General features: G+C 68.5%; 26 protein-coding genes. 14 read left to right on the top strand and 12 right to left on the bottom strand.

The annotated features are described in order from the left end of the window. Window positions 1–7: 7 nt before the first annotated feature. Window positions 8–1,192 carry an acyl-CoA dehydrogenase family protein gene (locus tag MTAB308_RS02730; protein WP_077097670.1) on the bottom strand — a complete coding sequence of 395 codons (1,185 nt, stop codon included), beginning with the start codon at window positions 1,190–1,192 and terminating at the stop codon, window positions 8–10. Window positions 1,193–1,521: 329 nt separating this feature from the next. Here MTAB308_RS02730 and MTAB308_RS02725 point away from each other — a divergent pair, with 329 nt between their 5' ends. From MTAB308_RS02725 to MTAB308_RS02705, 5 genes are read left to right on the top strand one after another with little or no spacing between them, the layout of a single operon-like run. Then, window positions 1,522–3,222 (top strand): flavin-containing monooxygenase, encoded by a 1,701-nt coding sequence (locus MTAB308_RS02725; RefSeq protein ID WP_173842107.1) that lies wholly within the window; start codon window positions 1,522–1,524, stop codon window positions 3,220–3,222. Then, a complete protein-coding gene (locus MTAB308_RS02720; protein ID WP_077097666.1) occupies window positions 3,219–4,022 on the top strand; it encodes a mycofactocin-coupled SDR family oxidoreductase in 804 nt (267 codons plus the stop codon). The genes MTAB308_RS02725 and MTAB308_RS02720 overlap by 4 nt, the downstream gene beginning before the upstream one ends. After that, window positions 4,019–4,852 (top strand): mycofactocin-coupled SDR family oxidoreductase, encoded by an 834-nt coding sequence (locus tag MTAB308_RS02715; protein WP_077097664.1) that lies wholly within the window; start codon window positions 4,019–4,021, stop codon window positions 4,850–4,852. The genes MTAB308_RS02720 and MTAB308_RS02715 overlap by 4 nt, the downstream gene beginning before the upstream one ends. A 22-nt stretch (window positions 4,853–4,874) precedes the next feature. Then, window positions 4,875–5,468, top strand: a complete 594-nt coding sequence (locus MTAB308_RS02710) for a PaaI family thioesterase (protein ID WP_077097662.1) — start codon at window positions 4,875–4,877, stop codon at window positions 5,466–5,468. 44 nt (window positions 5,469–5,512) lie between these two features. Further along, window positions 5,513–5,998 (top strand): nuclear transport factor 2 family protein, encoded by a 486-nt coding sequence (locus tag MTAB308_RS02705; protein ID WP_077097660.1) that lies wholly within the window; start codon window positions 5,513–5,515, stop codon window positions 5,996–5,998. A 29-nt stretch (window positions 5,999–6,027) separates the two neighbouring features. Here the strand turns inward: MTAB308_RS02705 and MTAB308_RS02700 are convergent, their stop codons facing one another. Further along, complete coding sequence (locus MTAB308_RS02700) at window positions 6,028–6,894, bottom strand: alpha/beta fold hydrolase (RefSeq protein WP_083746415.1); 867 nt, start codon at window positions 6,892–6,894, stop codon at window positions 6,028–6,030. 85 nt (window positions 6,895–6,979) lie between these two features. On the opposite strand from MTAB308_RS02700, the gene MTAB308_RS02695 reads away from it, so the two are divergent. Beyond that, a complete protein-coding gene (locus MTAB308_RS02695) occupies window positions 6,980–7,414 on the top strand; it encodes a cupin domain-containing protein (protein WP_077097658.1) in 435 nt (144 codons plus the stop codon). 26 nt (window positions 7,415–7,440) lie between these two features. Here the strand turns inward: MTAB308_RS02695 and MTAB308_RS02690 are convergent, their stop codons facing one another. From MTAB308_RS02690 to MTAB308_RS02680, 3 genes are all read right to left on the bottom strand, one after another. Next, on the bottom strand, window positions 7,441–8,829 hold the full coding sequence (locus MTAB308_RS02690; RefSeq protein WP_077097656.1) for a WS/DGAT/MGAT family O-acyltransferase: 1,389 nt from the start codon (window positions 8,827–8,829) through the stop codon (window positions 7,441–7,443). Window positions 8,830–9,036: 207 nt separating this feature from the next. Next, on the bottom strand, window positions 9,037–9,471 hold the full coding sequence (locus MTAB308_RS02685) for a nuclear transport factor 2 family protein (protein ID WP_077097654.1): 435 nt from the start codon (window positions 9,469–9,471) through the stop codon (window positions 9,037–9,039). 23 nt (window positions 9,472–9,494) lie between these two features. Then, window positions 9,495–9,680 carry a hypothetical protein gene (locus MTAB308_RS02680; RefSeq protein ID WP_077097652.1) on the bottom strand — a complete coding sequence of 62 codons (186 nt, stop codon included), beginning with the start codon at window positions 9,678–9,680 and terminating at the stop codon, window positions 9,495–9,497. Window positions 9,681–9,785: 105 nt separating this feature from the next. On the opposite strand from MTAB308_RS02680, the gene MTAB308_RS02675 reads away from it, so the two are divergent. Then, complete coding sequence (locus tag MTAB308_RS02675) at window positions 9,786–10,211, top strand: PPOX class F420-dependent oxidoreductase (protein WP_077097650.1); 426 nt, start codon at window positions 9,786–9,788, stop codon at window positions 10,209–10,211. A 52-nt stretch (window positions 10,212–10,263) separates the two neighbouring features. Then, window positions 10,264–12,507, top strand: coding sequence for a molybdopterin-dependent oxidoreductase (locus MTAB308_RS02670; RefSeq protein ID WP_077097648.1), 2,244 nt, complete (start codon window positions 10,264–10,266; stop codon window positions 12,505–12,507). 131 nt (window positions 12,508–12,638) lie between these two features. On the opposite strand, the gene MTAB308_RS02665 is transcribed toward MTAB308_RS02670, so the two are convergent. Next, complete coding sequence (locus MTAB308_RS02665) at window positions 12,639–13,484, bottom strand: SDR family NAD(P)-dependent oxidoreductase (RefSeq protein ID WP_077097646.1); 846 nt, start codon at window positions 13,482–13,484, stop codon at window positions 12,639–12,641. Between the two features lie 159 nt (window positions 13,485–13,643). On the opposite strand from MTAB308_RS02665, the gene MTAB308_RS02660 reads away from it, so the two are divergent. Next, window positions 13,644–14,705, top strand: coding sequence for an alpha/beta hydrolase (locus MTAB308_RS02660; protein WP_108637189.1), 1,062 nt, complete (start codon window positions 13,644–13,646; stop codon window positions 14,703–14,705). A gap of 129 nt (window positions 14,706–14,834) precedes the next feature. After that, window positions 14,835–17,543 carry an FHA domain-containing protein gene (locus tag MTAB308_RS02655; RefSeq protein ID WP_173842106.1) on the top strand — a complete coding sequence of 903 codons (2,709 nt, stop codon included), beginning with the start codon at window positions 14,835–14,837 and terminating at the stop codon, window positions 17,541–17,543. 121 nt (window positions 17,544–17,664) lie between these two features. Here the strand turns inward: MTAB308_RS02655 and MTAB308_RS29180 are convergent, their stop codons facing one another. The 4 genes from MTAB308_RS29180 to MTAB308_RS02640 all read right to left on the bottom strand — a co-directional run bounded on the left by MTAB308_RS29180 (window position 17,665) and on the right by MTAB308_RS02640 (window position 20,553). Next, window positions 17,665–17,829: a hypothetical protein gene (locus MTAB308_RS29180; RefSeq protein ID WP_167670467.1), complete on the bottom strand. Its 165-nt coding sequence runs from the start codon at window positions 17,827–17,829 to the stop codon at window positions 17,665–17,667. A gap of 126 nt (window positions 17,830–17,955) precedes the next feature. Next, a complete protein-coding gene (locus tag MTAB308_RS02650; protein ID WP_077097642.1) occupies window positions 17,956–18,747 on the bottom strand; it encodes an alpha/beta fold hydrolase in 792 nt (263 codons plus the stop codon). Then, entirely contained in the window at window positions 18,744–19,730 is a 987-nt protein-coding gene (locus MTAB308_RS02645; RefSeq protein ID WP_077097640.1) for a hypothetical protein, read from the bottom strand. Before MTAB308_RS02645 ends, MTAB308_RS02650 begins: the two co-directional genes overlap by 4 nt. A gap of 253 nt (window positions 19,731–19,983) precedes the next feature. Beyond that, entirely contained in the window at window positions 19,984–20,553 is a 570-nt protein-coding gene (locus MTAB308_RS02640) for a carboxymuconolactone decarboxylase family protein (RefSeq protein WP_077097638.1), read from the bottom strand. A gap of 96 nt (window positions 20,554–20,649) precedes the next feature. On the opposite strand from MTAB308_RS02640, the gene MTAB308_RS02635 reads away from it, so the two are divergent. Next, window positions 20,650–21,549: a LysR family transcriptional regulator gene (locus MTAB308_RS02635; protein ID WP_077098133.1), complete on the top strand. Its 900-nt coding sequence runs from the start codon at window positions 20,650–20,652 to the stop codon at window positions 21,547–21,549. Here MTAB308_RS02635 and MTAB308_RS02630 read toward each other — a convergent pair whose 3' ends face one another. Next, complete coding sequence (locus MTAB308_RS02630; RefSeq protein ID WP_077097636.1) at window positions 21,550–22,374, bottom strand: hypothetical protein; 825 nt, start codon at window positions 22,372–22,374, stop codon at window positions 21,550–21,552. Then, complete coding sequence (locus MTAB308_RS02625; RefSeq protein WP_077097634.1) at window positions 22,371–22,973, bottom strand: TetR/AcrR family transcriptional regulator; 603 nt, start codon at window positions 22,971–22,973, stop codon at window positions 22,371–22,373. The genes MTAB308_RS02630 and MTAB308_RS02625 overlap by 4 nt, the downstream gene beginning before the upstream one ends. A 169-nt stretch (window positions 22,974–23,142) precedes the next feature. Here MTAB308_RS02625 and MTAB308_RS02620 point away from each other — a divergent pair, with 169 nt between their 5' ends. Genes MTAB308_RS02620 through MTAB308_RS02610 form a run of 3 tightly spaced genes read left to right on the top strand, consistent with a single transcriptional unit; the run spans window position 23,143 to window position 25,937 of the window. Further along, on the top strand, window positions 23,143–24,321 hold the full coding sequence (locus MTAB308_RS02620) for an acyl-CoA dehydrogenase family protein (RefSeq protein WP_077097632.1): 1,179 nt from the start codon (window positions 23,143–23,145) through the stop codon (window positions 24,319–24,321). Continuing rightward, window positions 24,311–25,444: an acyl-CoA dehydrogenase family protein gene (locus tag MTAB308_RS02615; protein ID WP_077097630.1), complete on the top strand. Its 1,134-nt coding sequence runs from the start codon at window positions 24,311–24,313 to the stop codon at window positions 25,442–25,444. The genes MTAB308_RS02620 and MTAB308_RS02615 overlap by 11 nt, the downstream gene beginning before the upstream one ends. Beyond that, window positions 25,437–25,937, top strand: a complete 501-nt coding sequence (locus MTAB308_RS02610) for a MaoC family dehydratase (protein ID WP_077097628.1) — start codon at window positions 25,437–25,439, stop codon at window positions 25,935–25,937. The genes MTAB308_RS02615 and MTAB308_RS02610 overlap by 8 nt, the downstream gene beginning before the upstream one ends. The last annotated feature ends 19 nt before the right edge of the window (window positions 25,938–25,956 follow it).

The following is a 25,956-nucleotide window of genomic DNA, read 5'->3' as shown; positions in this document are numbered from 1 at the left end:
GCTACTCCTAAATCAGGGCCCGCAGCGGACCCTCGGGCGGATCGATGCCCAGCGAACTGAGCGCCGACGCGTGGTAGGTGGTGCCGGGAACGTGAATGGCATGCAGATGGCCGACGTGCACATCGCGCCAGTAGCGCTGCAGCGGCTTGTCCATTCGCGCCGCGTTGCCACCCGAGCGGGCGAATATTTCGTCGACCGCCGCGACCGCGCGCCACACGGCGCGAACCTGGGTGCGGCGACCGGCGGCGCGGTCCGCGAACGACACCTCCTTGCCTGCGGCCACCATGTCGTAGATGCGGTCGGCGTTGGCCAGCAATTCCTGGCGTGCGGCGTTGATGTCGGCGGCGGCCTCGCCGATGGCGTGCATGACGTAGGGGTCGTCCTTGATCGCGGTTCCGGTCGCGCCGACGCGCTCACGCTGGTAGTCCAGGTGCGCGGCGAGCGCCCCCTCCGCGATGCCGATGGTGGCCGCCGAGATGCCCAGCGGGAACATCGTCGACCACGGCATCAGGTACAGCGGCTCGGTCATGCCGGCCTCGCGCTGGGCGGTGCCGTCCATCACCTTCGTCGCATCCATGGTGCGGTAGGCCGGGACGAACGCGTCTTTGACGATGACGTCCTTGGAGCCTGTCCCGCGCAGCCCCACCACATTCCACGAATCCTCGACGATCTCGTAGTCCTTACGCGGCAGGATCATGTGCAGCATCTGGGGCGGCATCAGCGGGATGCCCTGCTCGTTGCCGAGCATCGCGCCCAGGATGATCCAGTCGCAGTGGTCGGTGCCCGAGCTGAACTGCCAGCGGCCGTTGAAGATGTAGCCGCCGTCGACGGGCTTGGCCACCCCCTGCGGTGCGTACGGGGACGCCATCCAGGTGTCGACGTCGTCGGCCCAGATCTCGGCGGCCACCTTCGGGTCCGCGTAGGCCAGCTGGTAGGGGTGCACGCCGACCACGCCAACGATCCAGCCGGCCGCCGGGTCCAGCGCCGCGGTGGCCATCGTTGTTTCGGCGAACTCGCGGGGGTGCACCTCGAACCCCTGGTACTGCTTGGTCTGCAGCATCCGGATCAGGCCGGCGCCCTTCATCAGCTTGACGCTGTCGTCGGTGAGCCGGCCGATCCTTTCGGCTTCGGCGGCCTGGTCGCGCAACTGGTCGGCCATGGCCATTACCCGGTCGAGTACCCGCTCGCTCATCTCGTCGTCCTTACGTGTGGGGGGGCGTAGTAATGGTCTACCGCAGTTCCTGCCCGACCCAAAGGCGTTCCCGATGAGCGGACGCAAAAGCCGTCAGAATTCGACGCGCAGTTCCGCGCCGGCCGGCCGGGCCTGGCACGACAGGATCACACCGGCGCGCGCACCGTCCGGCTCCAGGACGTCGCACTCGGCCATGTCATCTGCGAGGGACTGCTCGCGCGGCCAGCGCAACCGGTATCGCCGACCGCCCAGGTCGACGCCGGCGTGTGCAACATTCGACGTCTGCCGAAGGTCTCGCCTCGAAACGTTGCGGCAAGCTGGCGCGCCCGATGGCCGGGAAAACGCGATCCGAGCGTCCGGTGACCGGGAAGGGCAGCGGGCGGCTGTGGCGGCGTTTCCTACCGTATGGCCTTGTGAGCAATGTCGATGCACAGCGCCTGGACGTCGTCGTGGTCGGCGCGGGGTTCGCGGGCCTGTACGCCCTGCACAAGCTTCGGACCCAGGGCCTGTCGGTGCGGGTCGTCGAAGCCGCATCCGCGCTGGGCGGCACCTGGTATTACAACCGCTATCCGGGCGCGCGGTGCGACGTCGAAAGCGTCGACTACTGCTACTCGTTCTCCGACGAACTGCAGCAAGAGTGGACCTGGACCGAGAAGTACGCCACCCAGTCAGAGATCCTCGCGTACCTGAACTGGGTGGCCGACAAACTCGACCTGCGTCGCGACATCGCGTTGAGCACCCGCGTCGTGTCCGCGGTGCTCGACGAAACAACGCTGCGCTGGACGGTCACCACCGACGGCGGGGTGACGCTGTCAGCACGATTTTGCGTGATGGCGACCGGCCCGCTGTCGGCCGCGCTGACTCCCGACTTCAACGGCCTGGATTCGTTCGCCGGCGAGGTGTACCACACCGCCGAGTGGCCGCACGAACCCGTCGACTTTGCCGGGAAGCGGGTGGCGGTGATCGGCACCGGATCGTCTGGCATCCAATCGATTCCGATCATCGCCGAACAAGCCCGACATCTGTACGTCTTCCAGCGCACCCCCAACTACAGCGTTCCCGCCGGCAACGAGCCGTTGTCGACCGCCCAACTCGACGGCATCAAGGCCCGCTACCGTGAACGGCGCCGCTTGTCGTGGCGCAGTGGCGGCGGATCGCCGCATATCACCGCTCCGAAGCCCACCATGGAGTGCACGCCCGAGGAGCGCCGCGCGGCGTTTGAAAAGCGCTGGCAGCTGGGCGGCGTGCTGTTCTCGAAGACGTTCCCGGACCAGCTGACCGATCAGACGGCCAATGACGAGGCCCGCAGGTTCTACGAGGCAAAGGTTCGGGCGGTCATCGACGATCCGGCGGTGGCCGATCTGCTCATCCCCACCGACCACCCCATCGGAACGAAGCGAATCTGCACCGACAGCAACTACTTTCAGACATTCAACAAGCCCAACGTGTCGCTGATCAGCGTGCGCGCCACCCCGATCGAATCGGTCGACACGACCGGAATCAAGACGACCGACGCACACTACGACCTCGACATGATCGTGCTCGCAACGGGCTTCGACGCGATGACGGGAGCGTTGGCCAACATCGAGATCCTCGGCCGCGATGGTTTGCGGCTCCGCGACGAGTGGGCGCACGGACCGCGCACCTACCTGGGCCTGGGAGTCGACGGATTCCCGAATTTATTCTTGATCTCGGGGCCGGGAGCGCCCGCCGTGCTGGCCAACATGGTGTTGCACGCCGAGGCGCAAGTGAACTGGATCGCAGCGGCCATCGCGTACCTCGACGGCCACGGCTACGCGGGAATCGAAGCCACTCGCGACGCCGCGGACGGCTGGGTTGCCGAATGCGCCCGGCGCGCTGACGCCACCCTGTTCACCAAGGCGGACTCCTGGTACATGGGCGCCAATGTGCCAGGAAAGCCAAGAGGATTCATGCTATTCGTCGGGGGGTTCGCGACGTACAACGATATCTGCGCCGAGGTCGCCGAGGCCGGCTACAAGGGCTTCGACCTGGTTAAACTGCCGCGATGACGGGATTGGTCGGCAAGGCCGTGCTGGTGACCGGCGCCGCCCGGGGCACCGGACGCGTGCACTGTCAGCGGTTCGCCGACGAAGGCGCCGACGTCATCGCGCTCGACGGACCGGCGGTCGTAGACGAGTTAGGCGACACCGCAAGGGAAGTAGAGAGCCGCGGACGCCGCTGTGCGGCCGGCTTGGCCGACGTGAGCGACCTGAAGGCCGTCACGGCCGCAGTGGATGCCGGCGTCGCCGCACTGGGGCGCCTCGACGTCATCGTCGCCAATGCCGGAATCCATATCGCGGGCGCGCCGTCCTGGAAACTCGACCCGCGGGACTGGCAACGGACGCTCGATGTGAATCTCACCGGCGTCTGGCACACCGTCAGGGCGGGCGCGCCGCACATGGGGGAGCGGGGCGGCTCCATCGTTATCATCAGCTCCACCAACGGACTTCGCGGCACGCCCAACACCGCGCACTACACCGCGAGCAAGCATGCGGTGGTAGGTTTGTCGCGCACCCTGGCCAACGAGCTCGGGCCGCGTAGCATCCGGGTCAACACCGTGCACCCCGGACCGGTGGCCACGCCGACGGTGCTCAACGAGCGGACATTCCGGCGCCTGCGCCCCGACCTGGACAACCCGACGGCTGCGGACGCTGCCGAAGTCCTGCAGGCGCGCAACCTGCTGCCGGTGCCGTGGGTGGAACCCGTCGACGTGGCCAACGCCGTGGTGTTCCTGGCCTCCGATCAGGCGCGCTACATCACCGGGACCCAGCTCGTCATCGACGCTGGCCTGACCCGGAAGACGACGTGAGCGGGCGGCTGCAGGGCAAAGTCGCATTGATCACGGGTGCGGCGCGCGGGATCGGGCGTGCGCAGGCCGTCCGGTTCGCGCAGGAGGGCGCGGACATCGTGGCGCTGGACGTCTGCGGTCCGGTGGAGACGGTAGTCATCCCGCCCAGTACCCCCGCCGACCTCGACCAGACGGCGGTTTTGGTCACGGAGGCCGGCGCTCGCGCGCACACCGAAATCGTCGACGTGCGTGACCTCGCCGGCGTGCAGGCCGCGACCGACAGGGGGGTCGAGCGGTTCGGTGGGCTGGACGCGGTCTGCGCGACCGCGGGGATCACCTCGCGCGGGGCGGCGCTCGAGCTCGACGAAGACGCCTGGCGCACCATGCTGGATGTGAACCTCACCGGGGTGTGGCACACCTGCCGGGCGGCGGCCCCGCACCTGATCGCGCGTGGCGGTGGTGCGATGGTGCTGACGAACTCTATCGCGGGATTGCGTGGCCTGGTCGGCGTGGCGCACTACACCGCCGCCAAGCACGGCGTGGTCGGCCTGATGCGCAGCCTCGCCAATGATCTTGCGCCGCATAATGTCCGCGTGAATTGCGTTCACCCCACCAACGTCGACACGCCGATGATCCAGAACGACGCGGTCAGGGGCGCGTTCCGTCCCGACCTGAACCGGACGCCCACACGTGCCGAATTCGCCGAGGCCGCCCGCAACATGAACATGCTTGCGGTGCCGTGGATCGACGCGGTGGACGTTGCCAACGCCGCGCTATTTTTGGCCTCTGACGAAGCGCGCTACATCACCGCGATGACCCTGCCCGTCGACGCGGGCGCCACCCAGCGATGACCGGGAGGAGGAATGGTGCCCGGTGACTGACCACAGCGAAGCTGAGTCGGATTACGGTCAGCTTGCCGAATCCGTGCGCCGTCTCATCGATGTCACCATCCGAACGGAGGCGGGGGCGACCTCGGTCGCGGCGGCCACGGCGAACGTCGATTACGCGGTCGAGCGGCTGAGCGAAGTCCTGATGCCCGGCTCGTTCGGTGTCCGTCCGACCGTCGACGGACAACCCGTCGCGTCGGGCAACGTGCTGATCGGCATCCGCAATCCCGTCGCGCCGCCGCTCACGGTGCACCGGAACGCCGATGGTGCGGTGTGGACGGAAGTCACGCTGGGCGCTGCCTACGAGGGGCCTCCCGGTCATGCCCACGGCGGTGTGTGCGCCATGATCCTCGACCACGTCCTGGGCGCAACCGCCCATCAGCCCGGACGCCCGGCCTACACGGGCACGCTGACGCTGCGCTATGTGCGGGGAACGCCCCTTGGCCCGGTCCGCGTAGAGGCACGGGTTGATCGCATCGACGGGGTTAAGACCTTCGCTAAGGGGCGCATCGCCGACAATCGGGGAACCACGGTGGAGGCAGAAGGGGTGTTCATCACGCCCGTCAGGGCACCGCAGTGACTGCCAGTCGACTCGGGCACCAATCACCGATGAGGAGCGCACCGATGACCGATATCGACGACTTGGCGGCGCGGCTGCGCCGGCTCGAGGACGACCGCGACATCCGGCAGCTGATCGCTTCCTACGGCCCGGCGGTGGACGCCGGGGATGCGGACGCGGCGGCGCGGCTGTGGGCGACCGACGGCGTCTACGACGTCGACGGTTGGCGCATGAACAGCCGGGCGGACGTCCACGCGATGATCAGCTCGCAGGCCCATCAGAAGCTGGTGGCCAAGGGCTGCTGTCATTTCCTCGGGCCCTGCGTCGTCACGCTCGCCGGCGACGAGGCGGTAGCGGTCTGCGAATCGCTGGTGCTCGTCCGCGACGGCCCTGAAACGGGGGCTTATCGCGTGTGGCGGGCGACCGCCCACCATTTCGTGCTCAGGAGGATCGACGACCGCTGGCTGATCACCGCCCGCACCAGCCGGGTCCTCGACGGCAATCCCGACGCGCACGCGCTCTTGACGAAGGGCCTTGCCGGGTCCGTTTAGCCGTGACGGCGGCGCCCCGCCGAGTACAGCTAGCGGGTCAGGAAGGCCAGCACGGCGCTCTCGAACGCCTCCTTGGCCTCGATCATGGCCCAGTGCCCGGAGTTGGGGAAGATGTGCAGTTCGGCGTTCGGGATGGTGCGCATCGGGATGAGCGCCATGTCGGGCGGGCTCACCCGGTCGTCTCGGCCCCAGGTCAGCAGCGTCGGCGCGGCCAGCTTGTGCATGACCGCCCACGGCTGCGGCCGGTCGGAGGCCGCCATCGCGGCGTTCATCCCGGCGAACGCCGCCTTGCCGTACATGCGGCGCGCGGCCGCCAGGGTCTCCGGGTCCGTCGCCAGCTGCCAGCGTTCCTCGACGAGTTCGTCGGTGACCAGAGCCTGGTCGTACACCATCGACTTGAGCCAGTCGACGAGGCGCTGGCGCGTCGGGTCTTCGACGAACTCCTGTAGCAGCCGGATCCCCTCACTGGGGCTGGGGCTGAAGATGTTGGTGCCGATCCCGCCGATCGTCACCAGCCGGCCGACGCGGTCCGGATGGCGGATGGCGAAGTTGATGCCGACGCCGCCGCCCATCGAGTTGCCGACGATGTGCGTCTTGTCGACGCCCAGCGCCTCCAGCAACGGCGACACGGCGCCGAACGCGTCAACCATCGGGTGGCCCCCGAAGTCGTCGCTGACCCCGAAGCCCGGAAATTCCAGGACCAGGCAGCGGAAGTGCTCGGCGAAGGTCGGCAGGACCCCGCGAAAGTTGCGCCACCCGGTGACCCCGGGACCGGAGCCGTGCAGGAACAGCAGCACCGGGCCGGAACTCGGGCCGCAGTCGTAGTAGCGCAATGCGCCCTTCGGGGTGCCGATTTCGCGCAGGTCTTGCTCGACGAGTTCACGTGTGTCCGTCACGCATGTCACCCTGCCATGCCGCCGCGTTGAGCGGGAGCGGTGTTCCGCCCATCGGTCGGCCGGCCCTCGTCTACAGTCTTCGGGCATGCGCTTGCTGGTCACCGGCGTCGACGAATCCGGGCGGTCGTGCGCCGCGCGGGACGGCGCCGTCGAAATGCAGGGGGGCGCCGGGACCGGCGGCGTCCTTTATTCGGTGCTCTACGCGGCCGGATCCCTGCCGTCGATTTCGACCGGGGGCGGGCGGGCCGCGGACCTGCTCGATCTGGTCGTGCCGCCCGGCGCGCTGCGCTGGGCGGCGATCGAGTACGCACCGGGTGGCGAGTTCTCCATGCATCACACGGACACCATCGATTTCGATGTCGTGCTATCCGGTTCAGTGGACCTCATCCTCGACGACGGCCCACACCCGCTTACCGCCGGTGACAGCGCGGTGGTCACCGGCGTCGACCACGCCTGGCGTGCGGGTCCGGAGGGATGCCGACTCGCCATCATGACGATCGGCGCAGCGCCGCCAACCTGAAACGTAAAGCGGCGCAACCACGCTCGCTAGCGCGGGGAGGGCGGACCGCAATCCATCAGTTCCTTGAGCGCCGCGGGAAAGGCGTCGGCGAGCTCCCAGAGGTCTGGTACGAGGTCGGGGCAGGCGTTGATGCCGACACCGAGCCGGCCGTTGAGCGACATGACGGTCACGTTGAGCCCGGCGCCCGCAATGATCGGGCCCAGCGGATACATGGCGTCGATCCGGCACCCCAGGAAGTAGAGCTGCTCCTGCGGGCCGGGCACGTTGGACAACACCAGGTTGTGTGGTGGGTTCTCGGGCAACGGCATACGCGGCAGCAGCTTCCTCGCGGCGCCGAACATGGTCTGCCCGGCCACTTGCGTCCAGTCCTGCAGCAGGGTCGGACCCATCGACGCGGCGTGGTCCTTGGCCGACGCGTTGCCCTGAGCGATGCTGCTCAGCCGTTGGGCCGGGTCGTCGATTTGCGTTTCGAGCCGGCACAGCATCCATGTGGTCTGGTTTCGGCCTGGTCGATCGGACCTGCCGTGTACCGACACCGGCACGCTGGCCACCATCGGGCTGTCCGGCAGTTCGTCCCGGTCGGATAAGAACTGCCGCAGCGCCCCCGCGCACAGCGCCGTCACCACGTCGTTGATGGTCACACCGAACCTGCTCTTGACCGCCTTGACGTCCTCGAGGTCCACGGAGGTCATGGCGACGTTGCGGCGCCGGGTGAACGGACCGTTGAATGCCGTCGGCGGCGCCGCGAACGGGGCGGCCATGGTATGCCCGCCGCCGCGGGCGCGCACGATGGTTTGCGCGAGCGTCACCGCGGTTGCCGGCACCACCTTGGCCAGCCGCCACGGCCGCAGCGCGGCGCCCAGCAGACCCGACGCGGCGATCTGCAGCGGATTCGCCCCGGCTGTGCGGTCAGCCGGTTTGGGTGGCGGGGCATCGGCCGCGGTGCTGCACAACTGGGCCAGCAGGTTGGCGCCGCCGACCCCGTCGACGACCGCGTGGTGCGCCTTGAGGATCACGGAGAGGGCGTCGTTGCCGTGCAGACCCTCGATCACCCACATTTCCCACAGCGGGCGATCCCGATCGAGCGGCAGCCCCGCCACGTGACCGCAGATCTCCGCTAACTCCCGCGGTCCGCCGGGCGAGGGGAGCGCGGCGTGGTGCAGGTGCCGCGCCAGGTCGAAACGGTCGTCGTCGACCCAGACCGGATGGTCGAAGTTCAGTTGGCTGTCGGCCAGCTTGAAACGGAATTCGGGCACGGCATCCACCTGCACCGCCAGCGCCTCCCGGAACCGTTCGAACGTATAGCCGCCCGGGTTCGTTTCGGGGTTCAGCTCCATGACGCAGCAAATATTCAACGGCTGCGTTGGTGATTCCAGGTACAAAAAGAACGCGTCCAGCCCACTGAGTCGCTGCATCCCCCAACCAATCCCCTTAGCGCGGCCGTGACCACTGGTCGCATGACCGGTGGTCAACCCCGGGGCGCCTACGGCGCGCGCCACCACGGCGGACCGCAATCTCGTGATGTGATCCCTAATCTGTAGCCGCTGGGCGGGCGTTGGCAAACATCGCGGCAGTACATTTAACGAAACAGCCAGCAATATTCATCTGACCGGCCGTTCGGATCAGCGAGCCATGGTCGAGTTCGGGGCCGCCCAGTCGGTCGACACCTTGCGATGCCGGATCAGCCAGGTGCCATCGGCGGGGGCCAGGACGTCGCGGTAGCGGCCGAAATGGTCGAGCCCGATGTGGGTGACAACGGTGAAGTAGGACGAGACCTCCGCCCGCTCGGGTGTCAGCCCGGCGAAGAGCACATTGGCGAGGTTGTGGCGCACGACGGGCTTGACGTCGAGGTCGCGGGCGACGTTCCCCGTGACGCCGCCGAGGAACGACACGATCTCGGCCCGCCCGCGCAACGGCTCCAATCCGCGTATTTCGAGCACGCCGTCCGTGCAGAAGGTCTCCGCGAGGCCCGCGAGCCGGCCGGCGTCGCCCGACCAGTTGTACCGCGCGAGGGTGTCCCGGATCTGCTCGCGGGCGACCAATTCCCACATGTCCACGGCGCGAGCCTAACCGCGGCGCGTCACCTGACGAGATAAGGCCGGAAACCGCGCAGCGCCCGCGCCGGCGCCACCCCATTCAGGTCGAAAACGGCGATGAGAGCGCGCAAGAGGGCGGGGGACCAGTCGTCGAACGGTTGGGCATCCATCCGATCGAGCACTTCACTGCGCAGGTATTCGATGCCGGTCGGCGGCTGATGCTCGGTCATGTCGAATACGACGGTAGGAGCGGCGGCCGAAGGAGTACAGCCAACTGGTCATATTCAAATCTGATTCCAGGGAATGAATCGCGGCGCGTGGCGGTAGAACAACGCATGAAGCTCAACGACCCCGCACGCGAACTCATCGGCAAGGGTGCCGACGCCACCCTGGTGACCCTCAATCCCGACGGCAGCCCTCAGGTGAGCGTGGTCTGGGTCGCGCTGCAGTCGACACCCGACGGAGACGAGCTCGTCACCGCGCACCTCGCCGAGCACAAGAAGGTGCGCAACGTCCGCAACGACCCACGTGTGGCCGTCACGATCCTGTCGCTGGACAAGGCTGGGCAGGGGATGCGGCCTTACCTCTCGGTCACCGGAACCGCGCGAATCGTCGAGGGCGGGGCGCCCGAGCTCCTGGCGGAGCTCAACCCGATCCTGGGCGACCCCAACACGAAGTTCCCGCCGGACGGTGCGCCGCCGGGATTTCTCACGCGCGTCCGCATAGACAAGGTCGGGGGTATCGGCCCCTGGGCGTCCTGACCACGGACATTTGCCACTTCCGCTACTGGTAGTAGCGGAATACAGTGGGTGAGTGACGACCGGCGATGACGGCAGGCATCTGCGCACCTGCCCACTGTGTGAAGCCATGTGCGGCTTGGAGATTCGGGTCGAGGGCGGCAAAGTCACCAGCATCCGCGGCAACCGCGACGATGTCTGGAGCAGGGGACACCTGTGCCCCAAGGGCGTATCGCTGGCCCAGGTGCACGACGACCCGGACCGCATCCGGCGCCCGATGATCAAGGTCGACGGGCAATGGCACGAGGTCAGCTGGGACGCGGCATTTCGCCGGTGCACCGAGCTGCTGACGCCGGTGATCGAGAAGTACGGGATCGGCGCGGTCACCGCCTACACCGGCAACCCGCTGGCGCACTCTTTTTCGCTGGCCCGGTATGCGGGCGTGCTGATGGGCATGTCCGGGATGCCGATCACCTACTCGCCCGGCACCGTCGACCAATGGCCGAAGAATTTGTCGTCACACCTGATGTATGGCCTCTGGTGGAACTTCCCGGTGCCCGACATCGAACGCACCGACCTGCTGGTCATCATGGGCGCCAACCCCGCCGCGTCACAGGGTTCGCTGCTGGCCGCGCCGGACGTGATGGGGCTGATCGCCAAGATTCGCAAGCGCGGCAAGGTGATCGTGATCGACCCGGTGCGCACGCAGACCGCGGCCCAGGCCGACGAGTGGCTTCCGATCGTGCCGGGCACCGACGCGGCGCTGCTGCTGGCCGTGGCCCATACCCTCTTCGACGAGGGGCTGGTCAACGCGGGGCCGCACGTCGAGGGCCTGGAGACGATGCGCCGCGTCGCCGCGGAGTGGCCGCCGGAGCGGGTGAGCACCGCGACCGGCATCGACGAGGACCGCATCCGCCGGCTGGCGCGCGAACTCGCCGGCACCGACAAGTCGGTGGTGTACGGGCGAATTGGGTTGTGCAATCAGGAGTTTGGCAGCCTGGCGAGCTGGCTGGTCGACGTCATCAACATTTTGACCGGCCATTTCGACATCCCCGGCGGCGCCATGTTCCCCAAGCCTGCGGCGTGGTCGATCACGACGCAGCCGTTGCCGGGTCTGGAGGGAGGCCTGGCCGAGTTCGGCCGCTGGCGCACCCGGGTGCGCGGCGCGAAGGAGGTGCTCGGGCAGGCGCCGGTGTCGTGCATGGCCGAGGAGATCGCCACACCGGGCGAGGGACAACTCAAGGCGTTGATCACGGTGGCCGGCAATCCGGTGCTTTCCACCCCCGGTGGCGACAAGCTCGACGAGGTGCTCCCGATGCTGGAAGCGATGATCTCCGTTGACCTTTGGCTCAACGAGACGACGCGCCACGCCGACGTCATCCTGCCGGGCCTGTCCCCGCTCGAGCAGCCGCACCACGACGACTTGATCCTGCTGTTTGCCATCCGCAGCATCGCGAACTACTCCGCACCCGTGTTCGACCCCGGGGATCGCCCGCACGAATGGGAGATCCTGATCCGGTTGACCGGCCTGTGCACCGGCACGCCGGCCGAAGAGGTGGACGTCGCCGCGATCGACGACGGCTTCTTCGATTATCTGGCCTTCACGCGGGGCGTCGACGGCGCCGAAATCCGCAAGCTCTACGAGCACGGCGGCCCGGAGCGGATGCTCGACCTGACCCTGCGCACGGGGCCCTTCGGCGATCAGTACGGCAAGAACCCGGGCGGGCTCACGCTGGAGATGCTCAAGGCCAACCCGAACGGAATCGACTTCGGGCCGATGGTGCCGCAGCTGCCCGACATGCTGGGCACCCTCGACAAGAAGATCCACCTCGCGCCGCAATACCTGCTCGATGACCTGCCGCGGCTGGCGGCGCGGATGGAGCGACCGGCCGAGCCGCTCGTGCTGGTCAGCCGCAGGCACCTGCGTTCGAACAACACCTGGCTGCACAACGTTCCCGCGCTGATGAAGGGCAAGGACCGGTGCACGCTGCTGATGCATCCCGAGGACGCCGCCCGCTGGGGCGTCGCGGACACCGACGTCGTCACCGTGAAGTCGGAGGCCGGCGAGATCCGGGTGCCCGTCGAGGTCACCGAAGCGATCAAGCCCGGGGTCGTATCGATGCCGCACGGCTGGGGACACGGCAAGCCGGGCACCCGCATGTCGGTGGCCAACGACTCACCCGGGGCCAATACCAACGCGCTGTCCCCGCCGACGTTCCTCGACGAGCCGTCCGGCAACGGGGCGCTCAACGGCATCCCCGTGACGATCATCGACGATCAGGCGCGGTTCATGGCCAACGGGCCGGCCCAATACGCCTGACCTCCCAGCGAACGGCGGCCCGGCGAAATGTCAAGTAATCAATTGCGCACGGGCCAAGGAGTTCGGGCGCGATCATCGTTCCGGGATGGTCGGCATGCTTGCGCTGCCGCTGGCCTCGTGCACCGTGGCGGTCAGGGCGCGAGGGGGCGATTCGTCCACTCCCGGCCGGGTCGGCGCGACGAGCGGAACCAGCCGCCCGCCACGCCGGTGCCGCCATCGGTGGGGATGGTGTGGCCGGTGACGAACGCCGACAGGTCGGAGGCCAGGAACAGGATCACGCGGGCCTGGTCCTCGGGTAGCCCCATCCGTCCGACCGGGACCCATTGCGGCCACTGCGTCTGCTCCTCGGCGGACAGCCACTGCGAGTACGGCACCTGCAACGATTCGGTGACGTCGGGACCGATCGCGTTGACCCGCACCCCGTCACGGCCCACCTGCACGGCGAGGCTGCGGGTGAAGTGGATGACGGCGGCCTTGAAAGCGGCGTACACAGGGTCCTCGGGGTAGCCGCGTAACCCCTCGACCGATGAGACGTTGACGATCGCGCCGACCCCCCGATCGATCATCGCGGGCAGGAACGCGTGGCTGACCAGGAAGACGTGGTGCAGGTTGATGCGGTACAGGTCGTCCCACAGTTGCGGGTCGGTGTCGACGAAGTTGCCCGGGTGGCGCAGCCAGTGGCCGACGTTGTTCACCAGCACGTCTATCCGGCCGTACCGATCCAGCACCGATCGCGCCAGGGCGGCCACCTGATCCGCGTCGCGGACATCCGTGGTGACGGCCACGGCGGAGCCACCCGACGCGGTGATGCCGTCGGCCGTGCGGCTTGCCAGCTCGTCGTCGATATCGGCGATGACCACGTGCGCCCCGTGCCGGGCGAACAGCCGCGCGGTTGCCGCGCCGATTCCCCCACCGCCCCCGGTCACCACCGCGACCCGATCGGCCAGCAGCGCGGCTGCGGGCGTCGCCTCTTCCATGCCCAATATCTTGGGCCACCGGCGCAACGATGCCCCATACCCACGCTGTTCGCGCCTCAAACAGTGATGAAGCCGACATTTGCCAGGGATTAGCGCGCCGTTTTTCCCCGACGGCGCCGGGTACCCGATTGACCTCCACGGAGGTGAATGCGAATGGCGATGCGGCCGAACCGTTATCACATATTGCCAAGCCAGGCAATGACCCGGCGCGTTCACCATCGGCACAGCCCGCAGTCTTTTGCTGTGTCGCTGGCCAGCCGGTTGCTGGTGAAGAATGTCGTGCGCGCGTGGGCCATTCAGCCGAATCTGCACTGGCCTTTCCAATATGTGGACGGTTTGGCGGGCTTGATGCCGCATTTCCCCCACTCGGCGCAGATCGAACCGATCCGGCTCGAGAACTGTGCTGCCGAATGGGTACGCGCGCCCGGCGTCTCTGCCAAGCGCGCGATTCTCTACCTCCACGGCGGCGCCTTCCTCACTTGCGGCCTCAACACGCACCGGTCCCTGGTGACTCGGCTGTCCAAGGCGGCGGACGCCGGCGTGCTGACCGTCGGGTACCGCAAGCTGCCCACCCATCAGATCGCCGACGCGATCGAAGACGGGATGAACGGGCTGCGCTGGCTGGCAGAGCGCGGCTACGGCGGGGGCCAGATCGTCGTGGCGGGCGACTCGGCCGGTGGATACCTGGCCTTCATGATCGCACTGGCGGCCGTGCGTACGCGCGTCGTGCGGCCCGCCGGCATCGCGACGATCTCGCCGTTCACCGACGCCGACCCGGCCCGCAAACTGCGCCACCGCAACGCGCGCCGGTGCTCCATGTTCACCCGGGCGGCGTTGTCGATGTTTGCCCGGTATCTCGGCGAGGTGCGCCTTCCGCACGACGGGGGAACGGCCGCGCGCGTCGAGTCACCGGTGGACGCGGATCTGTCCTCGTTGCCCCCGGTGACCATCCACGCAAGCTCCGACGAATTGCTACTTCCGGACGCCGAGCTCATGGCTGAGCGTTTGCAATTCAGCGGGGTTCGCTGCGATCTGCACCTGTGGGACCGCCAAATTCACGACTTCCCGATAGCGGCGGACATCCTGCCGGAAGGAAGGCAGGCCATTCGTTACATCGGGGACTTCATCAAAGAGGTCACCGCCGCGGCGGACGGTTTGCCCGGCGGCCGCCGACACTGGGTGGGTCGGCAACAGGCGGATTTCGCCGCGGCTGCGGGATGACGGATCTCGGACGCGAATTCGATCGGCGGTCATTCGCGTTGCTTGGGTTTACCTTCCTTTGGGATCGATGAGCGCAGTCCCGAACCGCGTTGCCGACTTGGGTCGCAATCGGCGCCGCTGCCGATACAGTTGGTCCTCGTGAGCCCACCAGTCCCACCTGTGCTGACCGTGCGGTACGAGGGATCCGAGCGCACCTTTGCAGCAGGCACCGACGTCGTCATCGGGCGCGATCTGCGCGCCGACGTCCGCGTCGCACACCCGCTGATCTCCCGGACGCATCTCATCGTGCGATTCGACCAGGGGAGATGGATTGCCATCGACAACGGCAGCCTCAACGGGCTCTACGTCCAGAATCGTCGCGTTCCCGTCGTCGACATCCAGGACGGCATGCGGGTCAACATCGGCAACCCCGACGGCCCGGCGCTGACGTTCGAGGTCGGCCGCCACCAGGGTTTGGCCGGTCGGCCGCCGCTGACGACGTCGATACCGATCTTCAACCCCGCCAGCGGACCGAGCGCCCGGGCGCCGCACAGCCAGCCGCAGCCGGCCGGGCAGCACTGGCCCGGTCAGCCGCCGCAGCCGTCGGGACCGGTCCGCCAGCAACCGCATCCGCCCGGGTTGAGGCCGATCCACCCGCCCAGCGGGCCGGAGCCGATCCACCCGCCGTCCGGACCGGAACCGGTTCATCCGCCCAGCGGGCCGAAGCCCATCCAACCGGGCAGCGGACCGCAGGCGGCGCCGAAGATCTACCGCCCGCAAACCGGGCAGGTGCCGCAGGCCCCGCCGGCGGAGCCGGAAACCGGCCGCGTCGCGGGGCCACCGGCCGACGAGACGGGCCGCGTCGGCGATTCCACCAACATCGCGACGTCGATGATGAAGATCCTGCGGCCGGGCCGCACCTCGGTGGAGTCCATGCCCGGCGCGATCAAGATCGGCCGGGCCAACGACAACGACATCGTCATTCCCGAGGTCTTGGCCTCACGCCACCACGCCACCCTCGTCCCCACGCCGCACGGCACCGAAATCCGCGACAACCGCAGCATCAACGGCACGTTCGTCAACGGCGCCCGCGTCGAAACGGCCGTGCTGCACGACGGTGACGTCGTCACGATCGGCAACATCGACCTCGTCTTCGCCGGCGGCACGCTGGCCCGCCGCGACGAGACCGCGACGGCGACCCGCACCGGCGGTCTCGACGTGCGCGGCGTGACGTGGACGATCGAGAACAACAAGGTCCTGCTGGACGACATCTCGCTGGGCGCACAGCCCGGGACGCTGACCGCCGTCATCGGCCCGTCGGGCGCGGGAAAGTCGACGTTCGCAAGGTTGGTGGCCGGCTACACGCACCCGAGCAAGGGCACGGTCTCCTTCGAGGGACACAACGTGCACGCCGAATACGCCTCGCTGCGTAGCAGGATCGGGATGGTGCCGCAGGACGACGTGGTGCACGGTCAGCTGACCGTGCAGCAGGCGCTGATGTACGCCGCCGAACTGCGGCTGCCGCCCGACACCACCAAGGACGATCGCGCCCAGGTGGTGGCCCGGGTGCTCGAGGAACTCGAGATGACCCAGCACCTGCAGACCCGGGTCGACAAGCTGTCGGGCGGTCAGCGCAAGCGGGCCTCGGTGGCGCTGGAGCTGCTGACCGGACCGTCGCTGTTGATCCTGGACGAGCCGACGTCGGGCCTGGACCCGGCGCTGGACCGGCAGGTGATGACCATGCTGCGGCAGCTGGCCGACGCCGGCCGTGTGGTGCTGGTGGTCACCCACTCGCTGACCTACCTGGACGTGTGCGATCAGGTGCTGTTGCTGGCGCCCGGCGGCAAGACCGCGTTCTGCGGGCCGCCCAGCCAGATCGGTCCGGCGATGGGCACGACGAACTGGGCCGACATCTTCAGCACGGTCGCGGGCGACCCCGACGGCGCCAAGGCGCGCTACCTGGCGCGGACGGGCCCGCCCCCTCCACCGCCGCCCGCCGAGCAACCCGCCGAAATCGGCGATCCGTCGCACACCAGCCTGCTCCGGCAGTTCTCCACGATCGCGCGGCGCCAGGTGCGGTTGATCGTCTCCGACCGCGGCTACTTCGTCTTCTTGGCTCTGCTGCCGTTCATCATGGGCTCGCTGTCGATGTCGGTACCCGGCGACGTCGGGTTCGGCAAGCCGAACCCCATGGGTGCCGCGCCCACCGAACCCGGACAGATCCTGGTGTTGCTCAATGTCGGTGCGGTGTTCATGGGGACGGCGCTGACGATTCGGGATCTGATCGGTGAGCGCGCGATCTTTTTGCGCGAGCAGGCGGTTGGCTTGTCCACGTCGGCATACCTGCTGGCGAAGGTGTTCGTCTACACGGTGTTCGCGGTCATTCAGTCCGCGATCGTCACCATCATCGCGATCATCGGCAAGGGCGGGCCGACGCAGGGTGCCGTGGCGCTGGGCATTCCCGATGTCGAACTCTTCGTCGACGTCGCGATGACCACCGTTGCCTCGGCGATGCTCGGGTTGGTCTTGTCGTCGATCGCCAAGTCCAACGAGCAGATCATGCCGTTGCTCGTCGTGGCGGTCATGTCGCAGCTGGTGTTCTCCGGCGGCATGATTCCGGTCACCGATCGCCTCGGGCTGGACCAAATGTCCTGGGCCACACCGGCCAGATGGGGTTTCGCGGCGTCGGCCTCCACCGTCGACCTGCTCACACTGCAGCAGGCGGTGCCGTCGGTGCCGCACGACTCGCATTGGCGCCACACGCTCGGCGCGTGGTGGTTCGACATGGGCATGCTGGTGTTGCTCAGCGTGGTCTACCTGGGCTTCGTGCGCTGGAAGATTCGTCTCAGGGCCGGCTGAGGGCCGAAGGCATTTGAGTGTGCGCCTAGGGCTTTCAGTGTGTGGTGACGGCGACTATTCGCCGAAATCCGCGCCGTGGCTGCACACGTGGTGACCTGGATGCACGCGCGAGCCGCTAAGCCTAGGCTCCCTTTCGGACCGCCTGCTCGGCGGCGGCCCGCATCCGGTCCGAAAGCTGCAGCAGGGCATGTTCGCCGACCCCGTTAGGCACCGTGTAGGCAAGCTGCCGTAACTCAAGGGCGCAGTCGCGCAACTCCTGGCGGAGGCGTGTCTCAAGGGTGGGCATGAGTTCTTCCTATAACGAGGGGACGAGCGAAACCTCTGCAAGAGAATTTTTGCAGCCAGAGACCTCATCCGCGACGGTGGCGAAGCGTGTTTACGGGAGTTTGACAGGGTTTTTACAGACAGGCACCTATCTGATGGCGCCGCTGTGAACCCGCAGATAGCCCTCGATCGCCCTGGCGACCCGCCCGGGCTGTTCGGGGAACAGGGCGTGGCTGGCGTCCCCGATCACCGTCGAGGTGATGCGCTCGCCGTAGCGGGTGCGCAGGTCGGCCCATTCCGCCCGCCGGTGGAAGGGGTCCAGGGCGGCGATGATCTCGAGAACGGGCGCGTCGCCCGCACCCAGGTAACGATCCACGTCGGCCTCGCGGGCGCACTCGACCTGCATGGCGAGGGTTTCGGGGTACCAGCCGTCGAGCCAGATCGACGGGTCGTGGCCGGGCGCGAAGAACGCCAGGCGCAGCGCGGCGAGCCGCTCGGCCTCGGGCAGGGACAGGTCACCGGCGCGCATCGGGGCCGAGTTGACCTCCGGCGCAACGGTTTTCCCGGCCGCCGCGGCGAGGATCACCGCGGCGACCTTGTCGCGATGGTGCACCGCGGTGGCGCGGGCGACGAAGTTCCCGAAGGCGTGCCCGAGAACGACCGCGGGTTGCTCGGCGAGGGTCTCGATCACCGCCGCGATGTCGTCGGCCATGTCGCCGAAGCCCACGTCGCTCATCGGGCCAACCGAGCGTCCGATGCCGCGGGGTTGTGGGCGCAGCACCCGGTAGCCGGCATTGACGAGTGTCGCTGTGAGCGAGTCGAAGTCCTTGGCGCCGTCCCGGCCATAGGACGGGATGATGACCACCGCCGGACCGCGTCCATCGACATAGGTCTCGATCGATGCAGCGCCGGTGGTGACGATCTCGCTGCGACGCCTCATGGCCGGTCCGCGTAACGCAACTCGACGCGCAGCAGCGCGGCGTGCCGGACGATGCCTTCCGGGGGAGCCGTGGTCCCGCCGTCGGTCGTGACGTAGGCGACGCGGCCATGGTCGCCGGGGCCGCGGCCCCATGCGGCGCTGGACGGGCCGACCAGCGTTTCGTCGAACGGGTCCCCGGCGATGTGGCGCACCTCGCTGCCGTGCCGGGGCGCCAGCGGCACCCGGTCGAGGGTGTTGGCGCGATGCCTGGTGACATAGGCGAATCCGGCATCCTCGTCGAGGCAGAAGTCGTCGGCGTTGTCGATGGCGGCGACGAACTGCGCCGGCCCGGCCGGGTCGAGGGTGGCCGAATCCACGGGGACGCGCATGAACACCTTCTGCGCGGTCGAGGTGTAGTACAGGTGACCGGTGCGCGCGCCGTACCGGACGCCGTTCACGCCGGGCTGCGGCGGGGGAGGCACGCCGCTATCGGGGTCGTCGCCCATGGTGTCGTCAGCCAGCCACACCCGGGCCGTGGCGCTGCGCGCGTCGTCAGCGAGGTCGACGCGCCAGATGAGCCCGGCGAAGCAGTCGGCGATGGCCAACACGTCCGGCCCCAGCACGCAGCTGCCGTTAAGGGCGCGGACACGGTCGTCGAAGGTGTAGATCAGCTCCGGCGACACCGCTGCCCCCGGTGCCCAGCCGGTGAAATCGATTCTCGCCAAGTGCGATTCATGCGTGGTGTAGCCCTCGGTGAGACAGACGATGAACACGTCGGGCGCCACCTCCGCGATCCCCGTGACCGGGTGATCGAAGGTGTGCACCAGGACCGGTTCGACCACCGCTGCGTGATCTGCCCGGGGCACCCACCACAGCTCTTTGTGCACGACGTCGGTGACGAGAATCGACCGGTCGGCGCGCACCGCGAGGTTTTCCGGGAAATACCACTGCGGGAAGAATGCGACGGGTGTCAGCGTGACGGTGGGCAACGGGGCCAGGGCCATGGCGCTCCTTAAGCTCGGGTTTCTCGAACGCGTTGCGAATGGCGCAGACCGCGTGATCGGTGCCCGCCAGCGTGGCGGCCCTGGAAAGGCCCGCGGCGCCGAACGTTTGCGCGGCGTGGCGGTTGACGGTCATCGACGTGGCGGGCGGTGGTCAGCGCTGTGGCGTGCCGGGCGGCCGTCTTGTCCAGCGGGTCACGTCCCGCGCCGGGACCGAACAGCGCCAGTCGACCGCCCGGCGCGCGCTCGACGGCGCTCACTGGTCCAACCCGTCGGCGTCGGCCGGAACGTCGAACGCTCCCAGCGTCATACACACCATGGTGAACCAGCCCAGCAGCACCGCGACGTCCACGATGCCGGCATCACCGAGCAACTCCTTGGCGCGCCGGTACATCCCCAGGGGTACGACGCGCGGGGCGACCAGCGCCGACGCGAGCTCATAGACGACTTGTTGGCGCGGGTCCTCGAACGACGTGGGTAGCCCGGCGATCAGGGCCTCGACCCGGCGCGCGTCGAGGTGTCCGGCGCGCTCTCCGATGATCTCGTGCTCGTAGTTGGCGTACGGCGAACGCCAGCGTCCGTTGACGATGTTGGTGGCGATCTCGATCTCCGCCTTCGTCAACGTGGATTGGCGCTGGAAGTAGGCGCCGGTCGGCACGATCGTCCTGGCCAGGGCGGGGTTGGCGAGCCAGATCTTGTGCGGGCCGGGCACCAGTCCGCGCAGTTCGCGGGTGAAGTCGTAGGCCGCCTTCATTTCCGGCGGCATCTGGGCCACCGGCGTCTCGACGAACCGGCCGAATGTGCCGAAATCGGATGTGTCACTCACGGATCGGCCCCTCCCTTTTCCTCGTGCTTCCAGTCAACGACGCGGAGGCGATATCGTCCAATACGTTCTTGTGCCGGACTCCATATGCTGTTGCATATGGAATTGAGCCAACGGCTTCTCGAGCAGTTCCTCGCGGTGGCCGACGAGCGCAACATCGGCCGCGCGGCGCGGCGCCTGTCGATGACCCAGCCGCCGCTGACCCAGGCGATCCAGCGACTCGAACGGGCTATGGGCGTCACGTTGTTCGACCGCAGCCCGCGAGGGGTCGAGCTGACCGCCGCCGGGCGTTCGTTTCGTGAGGATGCGGAGCGCCTGAGCGCCGCGCACGAAGCGGCCATCAGGCGCACCCGGCGGGTCGCGGCCGGCCTGGAGGGCGTGGTCCACATCGGCTTCGCGGTCAGCCTGGCCTACCGGTTCGTGCCCGGCCTGCTCCGCGCGAGCGCGGACGCGCTGCCCGAGCTGACGTTGCACCTGGTTCAGACGCGAACCGCCCACATGCCCGACGCGGTTCGGTCCGGCCAACTCGATGTGGCCTTCACTCGCGGTCCTGTCGAGGGCGGCGACGGAGTGGTCGTCGGCGAAATCGGCCGCGAGAGAACGGTGGTCGTCCTGCCGAAGCAGCACCGGCTGGCCGGGAAACGCTCGGTGGCGCTGGCCGACCTGCGCGATGAGCCGGTCGTGCTGCCGTCGCGGCAGTCGCTCCCCGGAGTCGCCACCCAGTTGCTCAGCGCATTTCGCGAGGCCGGCGTGAGTCCTCGCGTCGCGGCGTACACCGACGAATTGTCGGCAATGATGGCGTACCCCATCGCCGGGCTTGCCGCCTGCCTCGTCCCCGAGCAGATGCTGGCGATGCGGCACCCCCAGATCGTGTATCGCAGGCTTTGCGACGACCTGCCCAGCCTCATCACCCGGATCGTCGCCGTGCACCGGGCACGGGCCGACGACGCGGTCGTCCGGCTGCTGGAGCTGGCCGCCGGCGGCTGGCGGGGCCGGTAGTCAGGGCCGCGCGGCGACGAACGTTTCGTTCGACACGCCGGCGGCCAGCCCTTCGACGTCAAAGGGCTCGCGGAGACGGGCACGGAGCTTCGCGGGGTCCGTGAGCAGGCTGATCTCGGCGGTCTGACGAGCGAAGAGGCGTCCGAAAAGCGGATAGAGCCAACGCATTAACGCTCGCTCGGAGCGGCTGCAGCGCGCCGCGCAGTACCCGACGTGGCCCAGTTCGTCGGTGAGGATCTCGGCGTAGAGCCGGTCGATCCGCGCGGCCACCTCCGGCTCGTCGGCGAACAATTCGACGCCGACGCGGCGCAGCTCGTCGAACATGATGCAGCCGGCCATTTCCGCGGCGCCCACAAAGGGGAAGCCGAAACGCTCGGGCAGAAACACCTCCATCTTCACGAACTGCCGCATCACGAACGGCGGCACCACAACGTGGAACGGCAGGCCGAACGCGTCGAGCACGTAGGCCAGCAGGCGGGTGTGATAGTGCTCCTCGAGCGCGAGGTACACGCCCTCGGGCGGCTTGTCCTCGCCGCCGATGCGCCCGTAGGTATCGCCCAGGTCCACGCCGAATCGCTCCGCCTGGTTCAGTTTCGCGGTGGCGAGCAGGAACAGCATCTCGCGGGGAAGCCCCGGCTCGGGGCGGCGGCGGCGCAGATTGCGCAGGAACACCTGCCGATCGATCGGCCGGTCGGAGCGAACGGGGTCGGCCTCCAGCGATGCGAAAAACTCCTCGCGGTTGGCGAGTCGGCGATGCAGCAGATCGGCGTCGCCGTCCCGATTCGCGAGGTACTCCCGGTAACCCTCGATACCCGTGCCGGTCATGATGCCTCCATTCCGTGGACGATGGTCTTCACGTAGCGGTCCAAGAGCGCCGCGCGGTCCCCGAGCTCCGTTCCGCCCGTGGCCAGCAACGCGAACAGCCCGGTCAGGAAGATCACGCCGAGCTCGCGTGCGTCCGCATCCCGGGGCAGCCGCCGCGCGCCTTGGGCTTGGGTGATCGCGGCGATGACGAACCCGGCCAGCGGATGCTCGCCGGGCCCGTCCTCGACCGGGCGCGTCGCGGAGAAGTGCAGCCCCAACATGTCCCTGAAAACGACGGGGCCCAGCCGCTTCTCGGCTGCGAGCACTTGGCGCACCAGCGAAGTGAGCATCGACATCAGGTCGCCGCGGTGGTCTGTCTGGCTGGCGAGCCGCGCCACGATCTTGGCTTCCTCGTTGCGCTCCAGCTCGACCAGGACGTGCTCCTTGGTGGGGAAATGGAAATAAAACGTGCCCCGCGCGACGCCCACGGCCGCGGCGATGGCGGCGACGTCCGTGCCCGCCAGTCCGGTCCGGCCGATCTCGGCGACCGCTGCCTCGAACAGGCGGGCCCGGGTCTGCAGCCGCTGGGCCTCCCGGGCATTGAGAACCTGCGTGCCCACGTCAGCAAACCTATCGAGATTCGCTGCCACCTGTCAATGACGAGTGTCAGCGAAATGGGCCGCCGGTCCCTACCGGCGCGCCGGGCGTAACGTCGGGCCGAAATGGCGCACGGAATTTCGCCGTGGCGTTACGCTGACGCCGCCTGATGGAAGGGTGAGGTGGGCCGGGATGGATTTCGAACTCGACGCCGGGCAACGGGCTTGGCTGGCCGAGGTTCGGGGTTTCCTCCGGCAGAACGTCACCGCCGGATTGCGCGCCGAGCTCGCCCAGCATGATCTGGAGCTGCCCGACGGCGAGGTAACACGGTTTCGCCGCAAGATCGGGGAGAAAGGCTGGTTCGGGCTGAACTGGCCGCGCGAGTACGGCGGCCTCGGGTTGGGCGCCGTTCATCAGCACCTGCTGATGAGCGAGTTCGAGTACTGGGGTGTGCCCGGACCCGACCTCACGGTCACCTCGGTGGCGCCGATGATCATGCGCCACGGCACCGAGCAGAACAAGAACGAATGGCTGCCGCCGATCGCCAAGGGCGAAATGATCTGCGCCGTGGGCTATTCCGAACCCGATGCGGGAACCGATCTGGCGAACCTGCGCACCCGGGCGACGCTCGACGGCCGGGAATGGGTGATCAACGGCACCAAGATATGGAACAGCGGGGCGCAGCGCGCCACCCACGAATGGCTGTGTGTGCGAACAGATCCCGATGCGGCGCGGCACGGGGGGATTTCGGTCATCATCGTGCCGATCGACAGCCCGGGCGTCGAGATCCGCCCGCTCTACGCGTGGTCTGGCTATCGCACCAACGAGGTGCACTTCCGCGACGTGCGGGTCCCGGTTACCAACCTGATCGGCGAAGTCAATCGGGGGTGGACGTACATCACCGGCGCCCTCGATCTCGAACGTGGCGCGCTGACCAACGCGGGCGACCTGCGCCGCGCCGTCGACGACTTGCATCGGCTGGCGCGCAGCCCACGCCGTGACGGCACGGTGCCCGCGCACGACCCGGCGCTGCGGCGTCGCCTGGCGCTCGCCGAAGCCGACGTGGAGGTGGCCGCGCTGATGGGTTACGAGGCCGCGTCGATCCTGGACGGCGGTGTCATCCCCACCGTGGAGGTCAGCGTGGAGAAGGTCTTCACCAGCGAACTGCGTCAGCGCATCGCCGACCTGGCGCTGGATCTGTTGGGGCCCGACGGACTGCTCGCGCATCGCGGCCAGGACGCGCCGCTGGCCGGCACGTTCGAACGGCTGTACCGGGTCGCCCCGTTGATGCGTTTCGGCGGCGGCACCAACGAGGTCCTGCGCGACATCATCGCCCAGCGCGGCCACGGAATGCCCTCGTATGGACGTTAGGCCCAGCGCCGAGCGGCGCGAGTTCGCCTCGATGCTGCGCGCGCTGCTGGCGGCGGAGAGCACCGTCGGGCTGGTGCGCGGGCTGCGTGAACCCGGCGCCGACCGTACCACCCCGGCCCTGTGGAAGGCATTGTCGGACGCCGGTGTTTTCGGGCTCGCCATTGCCGAGCGATACGGCGGCTCCGGTGGCTCGCTGCAGGATCTCGCCGTCTTCTACACCGAGGCGGGTCGCGCGCTGTGCCCCACGACGGTGCACAGCTCCGTCGCGGCAGCGCTGGCGATCGATCGGCTGGCGCCGCCGGAGGCGAAGGCCAGGTGGCTGCCGCCGCTGACAAGCGGCGGTGTCCGCGGAACGACGGCGCTGTGGAGCGCGCGCGATGCCGCCGTCGTTTCGCCCGCGGTGTCGGCCCAGCTCGACTCCAGCGGCGCCTGGCGCCTCACCGGAAGCGCGGACTACGTCGCCGACGCCGACGTCGCCGACCTCATCGTGGTGTCGGCGGCCGCTTCCGGGCGCACCCTGGCCTTCGCCGCGGACGCGCACGCGGCCGGGGTGGCCGCGGAGCCGCTGGCCATGGCGGGCGGTCACCGGGCGTTCACCGTGCGCTTCGATGACGTGGTCGCCGACGCCGACGCGCTGCTCGGTGAGGCCGACCAGGCGGTGCTGCGGCGCGTCGCGAACACGGCGGTGGCGATGGGCTCGCTCGACCTGGTCGGCGTCGGAGAGGCGGTGCTGGACCGCACGGTCGATTACACCAAGCTGCGTCACCAGTTCGGCCGCCCCATCGCGTCATTCCAGGCGGCGCAGCACCTGATCGCCAACATGCACATCGCCCTGGCCGCCGCGCGATTGGCGGCGCATTCGGCGGTCTTCTGGTTGGGACGCGGCCACCTGGCGAGCAGGGAGACGGCGATCGCACGCATGCATGCCGCGGCCGCGGCGAGGCTGATCACCCAGGACGCCCACCAATTGCACGGCGGGATGGGCTACGTCACCGAGACCGACCTGCACCTCTGGAGCGAACGGTCACGGCTGGGTGCGACGCTCGGCGGCGGCGCCGACGTCGCCGCGGCTTGGCTGGAACAGACGCTGGAAGAGACTTTGAAGGAGGACGCGCGTGGGTGAGCACTCCCTGATCGACGCCGAATCGGCGTTGCGGGTGGGCACCGTCGCCGCATCGGCCACGGGGGAGGTGAACCGGCGCGATTGGCAGCGCTGGGCGGCCGCCGTCGGTGACCACAACCCGCTGTGGTTCGACCCGGAGTATGCGCGCGCCAACGGGTTTCGCGACATCATCTGTCCCCCTCTGTTCCTGCAATACGCCGTGCTCGGCGTCACGCACCTCGAGGCGCTGCGGCCCGACGGATCCTCCGGCGCGGTCTCCGGCAGCCTCGCGTTTCCCCGCGCCCCCAAGCGGATGGCCGGCGGGGAGAGCTTCGCCTTCCACCTGCCGGCCTACCACCGCGACGAGATCGAGATGATCCGCACCATCGAGTCCATCGTCGAAAAGCAAGGCCGCTCGGGCAGATTCGTCCTGGTCACCTGGCACACGGTGTACCGCAACCAGAACCGCGAATTGCTTGCCGAAGCCTCGACCTCGATGATCGCCCGTCCCTAGGAGCACGCGTGACCCCTAC

Source organism: Mycobacterium terramassiliense, assembly GCF_900157385.1.
Taxonomy (GTDB): Bacteria; Actinomycetota; Actinomycetes; order Mycobacteriales; family Mycobacteriaceae; genus Mycobacterium; species Mycobacterium terramassiliense.
This window is presented reverse-complemented; position numbering and strand designations above follow the sequence as displayed.

Excerpts from the sequence above, each read along its gene's own strand:
- MTAB308_RS02730 (WP_077097670.1), bottom strand. The coding sequence starts at position 1,192 with ATGAGCGAGCGGGTACTCGACCGGGTAATGGCCATGGCCGACCAGTTG.
- MTAB308_RS02725 (WP_173842107.1), top strand. The coding sequence starts at position 1,522 with ATGGCCGGGAAAACGCGATCCGAGCGTCCGGTGACCGGGAAGGGCAGC.
- MTAB308_RS02720 (WP_077097666.1), top strand. The coding sequence starts at position 3,219 with ATGACGGGATTGGTCGGCAAGGCCGTGCTGGTGACCGGCGCCGCCCGG.
- MTAB308_RS02705 (WP_077097660.1), top strand. The coding sequence starts at position 5,513 with ATGACCGATATCGACGACTTGGCGGCGCGGCTGCGCCGGCTCGAGGAC.
- MTAB308_RS02695 (WP_077097658.1), top strand. The coding sequence starts at position 6,980 with ATGCGCTTGCTGGTCACCGGCGTCGACGAATCCGGGCGGTCGTGCGCC.
- MTAB308_RS02690 (WP_077097656.1), bottom strand. The coding sequence starts at position 8,829 with ATGCAGCGACTCAGTGGGCTGGACGCGTTCTTTTTGTACCTGGAATCA.
- MTAB308_RS02680 (WP_077097652.1), bottom strand. The coding sequence starts at position 9,680 with ATGACCGAGCATCAGCCGCCGACCGGCATCGAATACCTGCGCAGTGAA.
- MTAB308_RS02675 (WP_077097650.1), top strand. The coding sequence starts at position 9,786 with ATGAAGCTCAACGACCCCGCACGCGAACTCATCGGCAAGGGTGCCGAC.
- MTAB308_RS02665 (WP_077097646.1), bottom strand. The coding sequence starts at position 13,484 with ATGGAAGAGGCGACGCCCGCAGCCGCGCTGCTGGCCGATCGGGTCGCG.
- MTAB308_RS02660 (WP_108637189.1), top strand. The coding sequence starts at position 13,644 with ATGCGGCCGAACCGTTATCACATATTGCCAAGCCAGGCAATGACCCGG.
- MTAB308_RS29180 (WP_167670467.1), bottom strand. The coding sequence starts at position 17,829 with ATGCCCACCCTTGAGACACGCCTCCGCCAGGAGTTGCGCGACTGCGCC.
- MTAB308_RS02650 (WP_077097642.1), bottom strand. The coding sequence starts at position 18,747 with ATGAGGCGTCGCAGCGAGATCGTCACCACCGGCGCTGCATCGATCGAG.
- MTAB308_RS02645 (WP_077097640.1), bottom strand. The coding sequence starts at position 19,730 with ATGGCCCTGGCCCCGTTGCCCACCGTCACGCTGACACCCGTCGCATTC.
- MTAB308_RS02635 (WP_077098133.1), top strand. The coding sequence starts at position 20,650 with ATGGAATTGAGCCAACGGCTTCTCGAGCAGTTCCTCGCGGTGGCCGAC.
- MTAB308_RS02630 (WP_077097636.1), bottom strand. The coding sequence starts at position 22,374 with ATGACCGGCACGGGTATCGAGGGTTACCGGGAGTACCTCGCGAATCGG.
- MTAB308_RS02620 (WP_077097632.1), top strand. The coding sequence starts at position 23,143 with ATGGATTTCGAACTCGACGCCGGGCAACGGGCTTGGCTGGCCGAGGTT.
- MTAB308_RS02615 (WP_077097630.1), top strand. The coding sequence starts at position 24,311 with ATGGACGTTAGGCCCAGCGCCGAGCGGCGCGAGTTCGCCTCGATGCTG.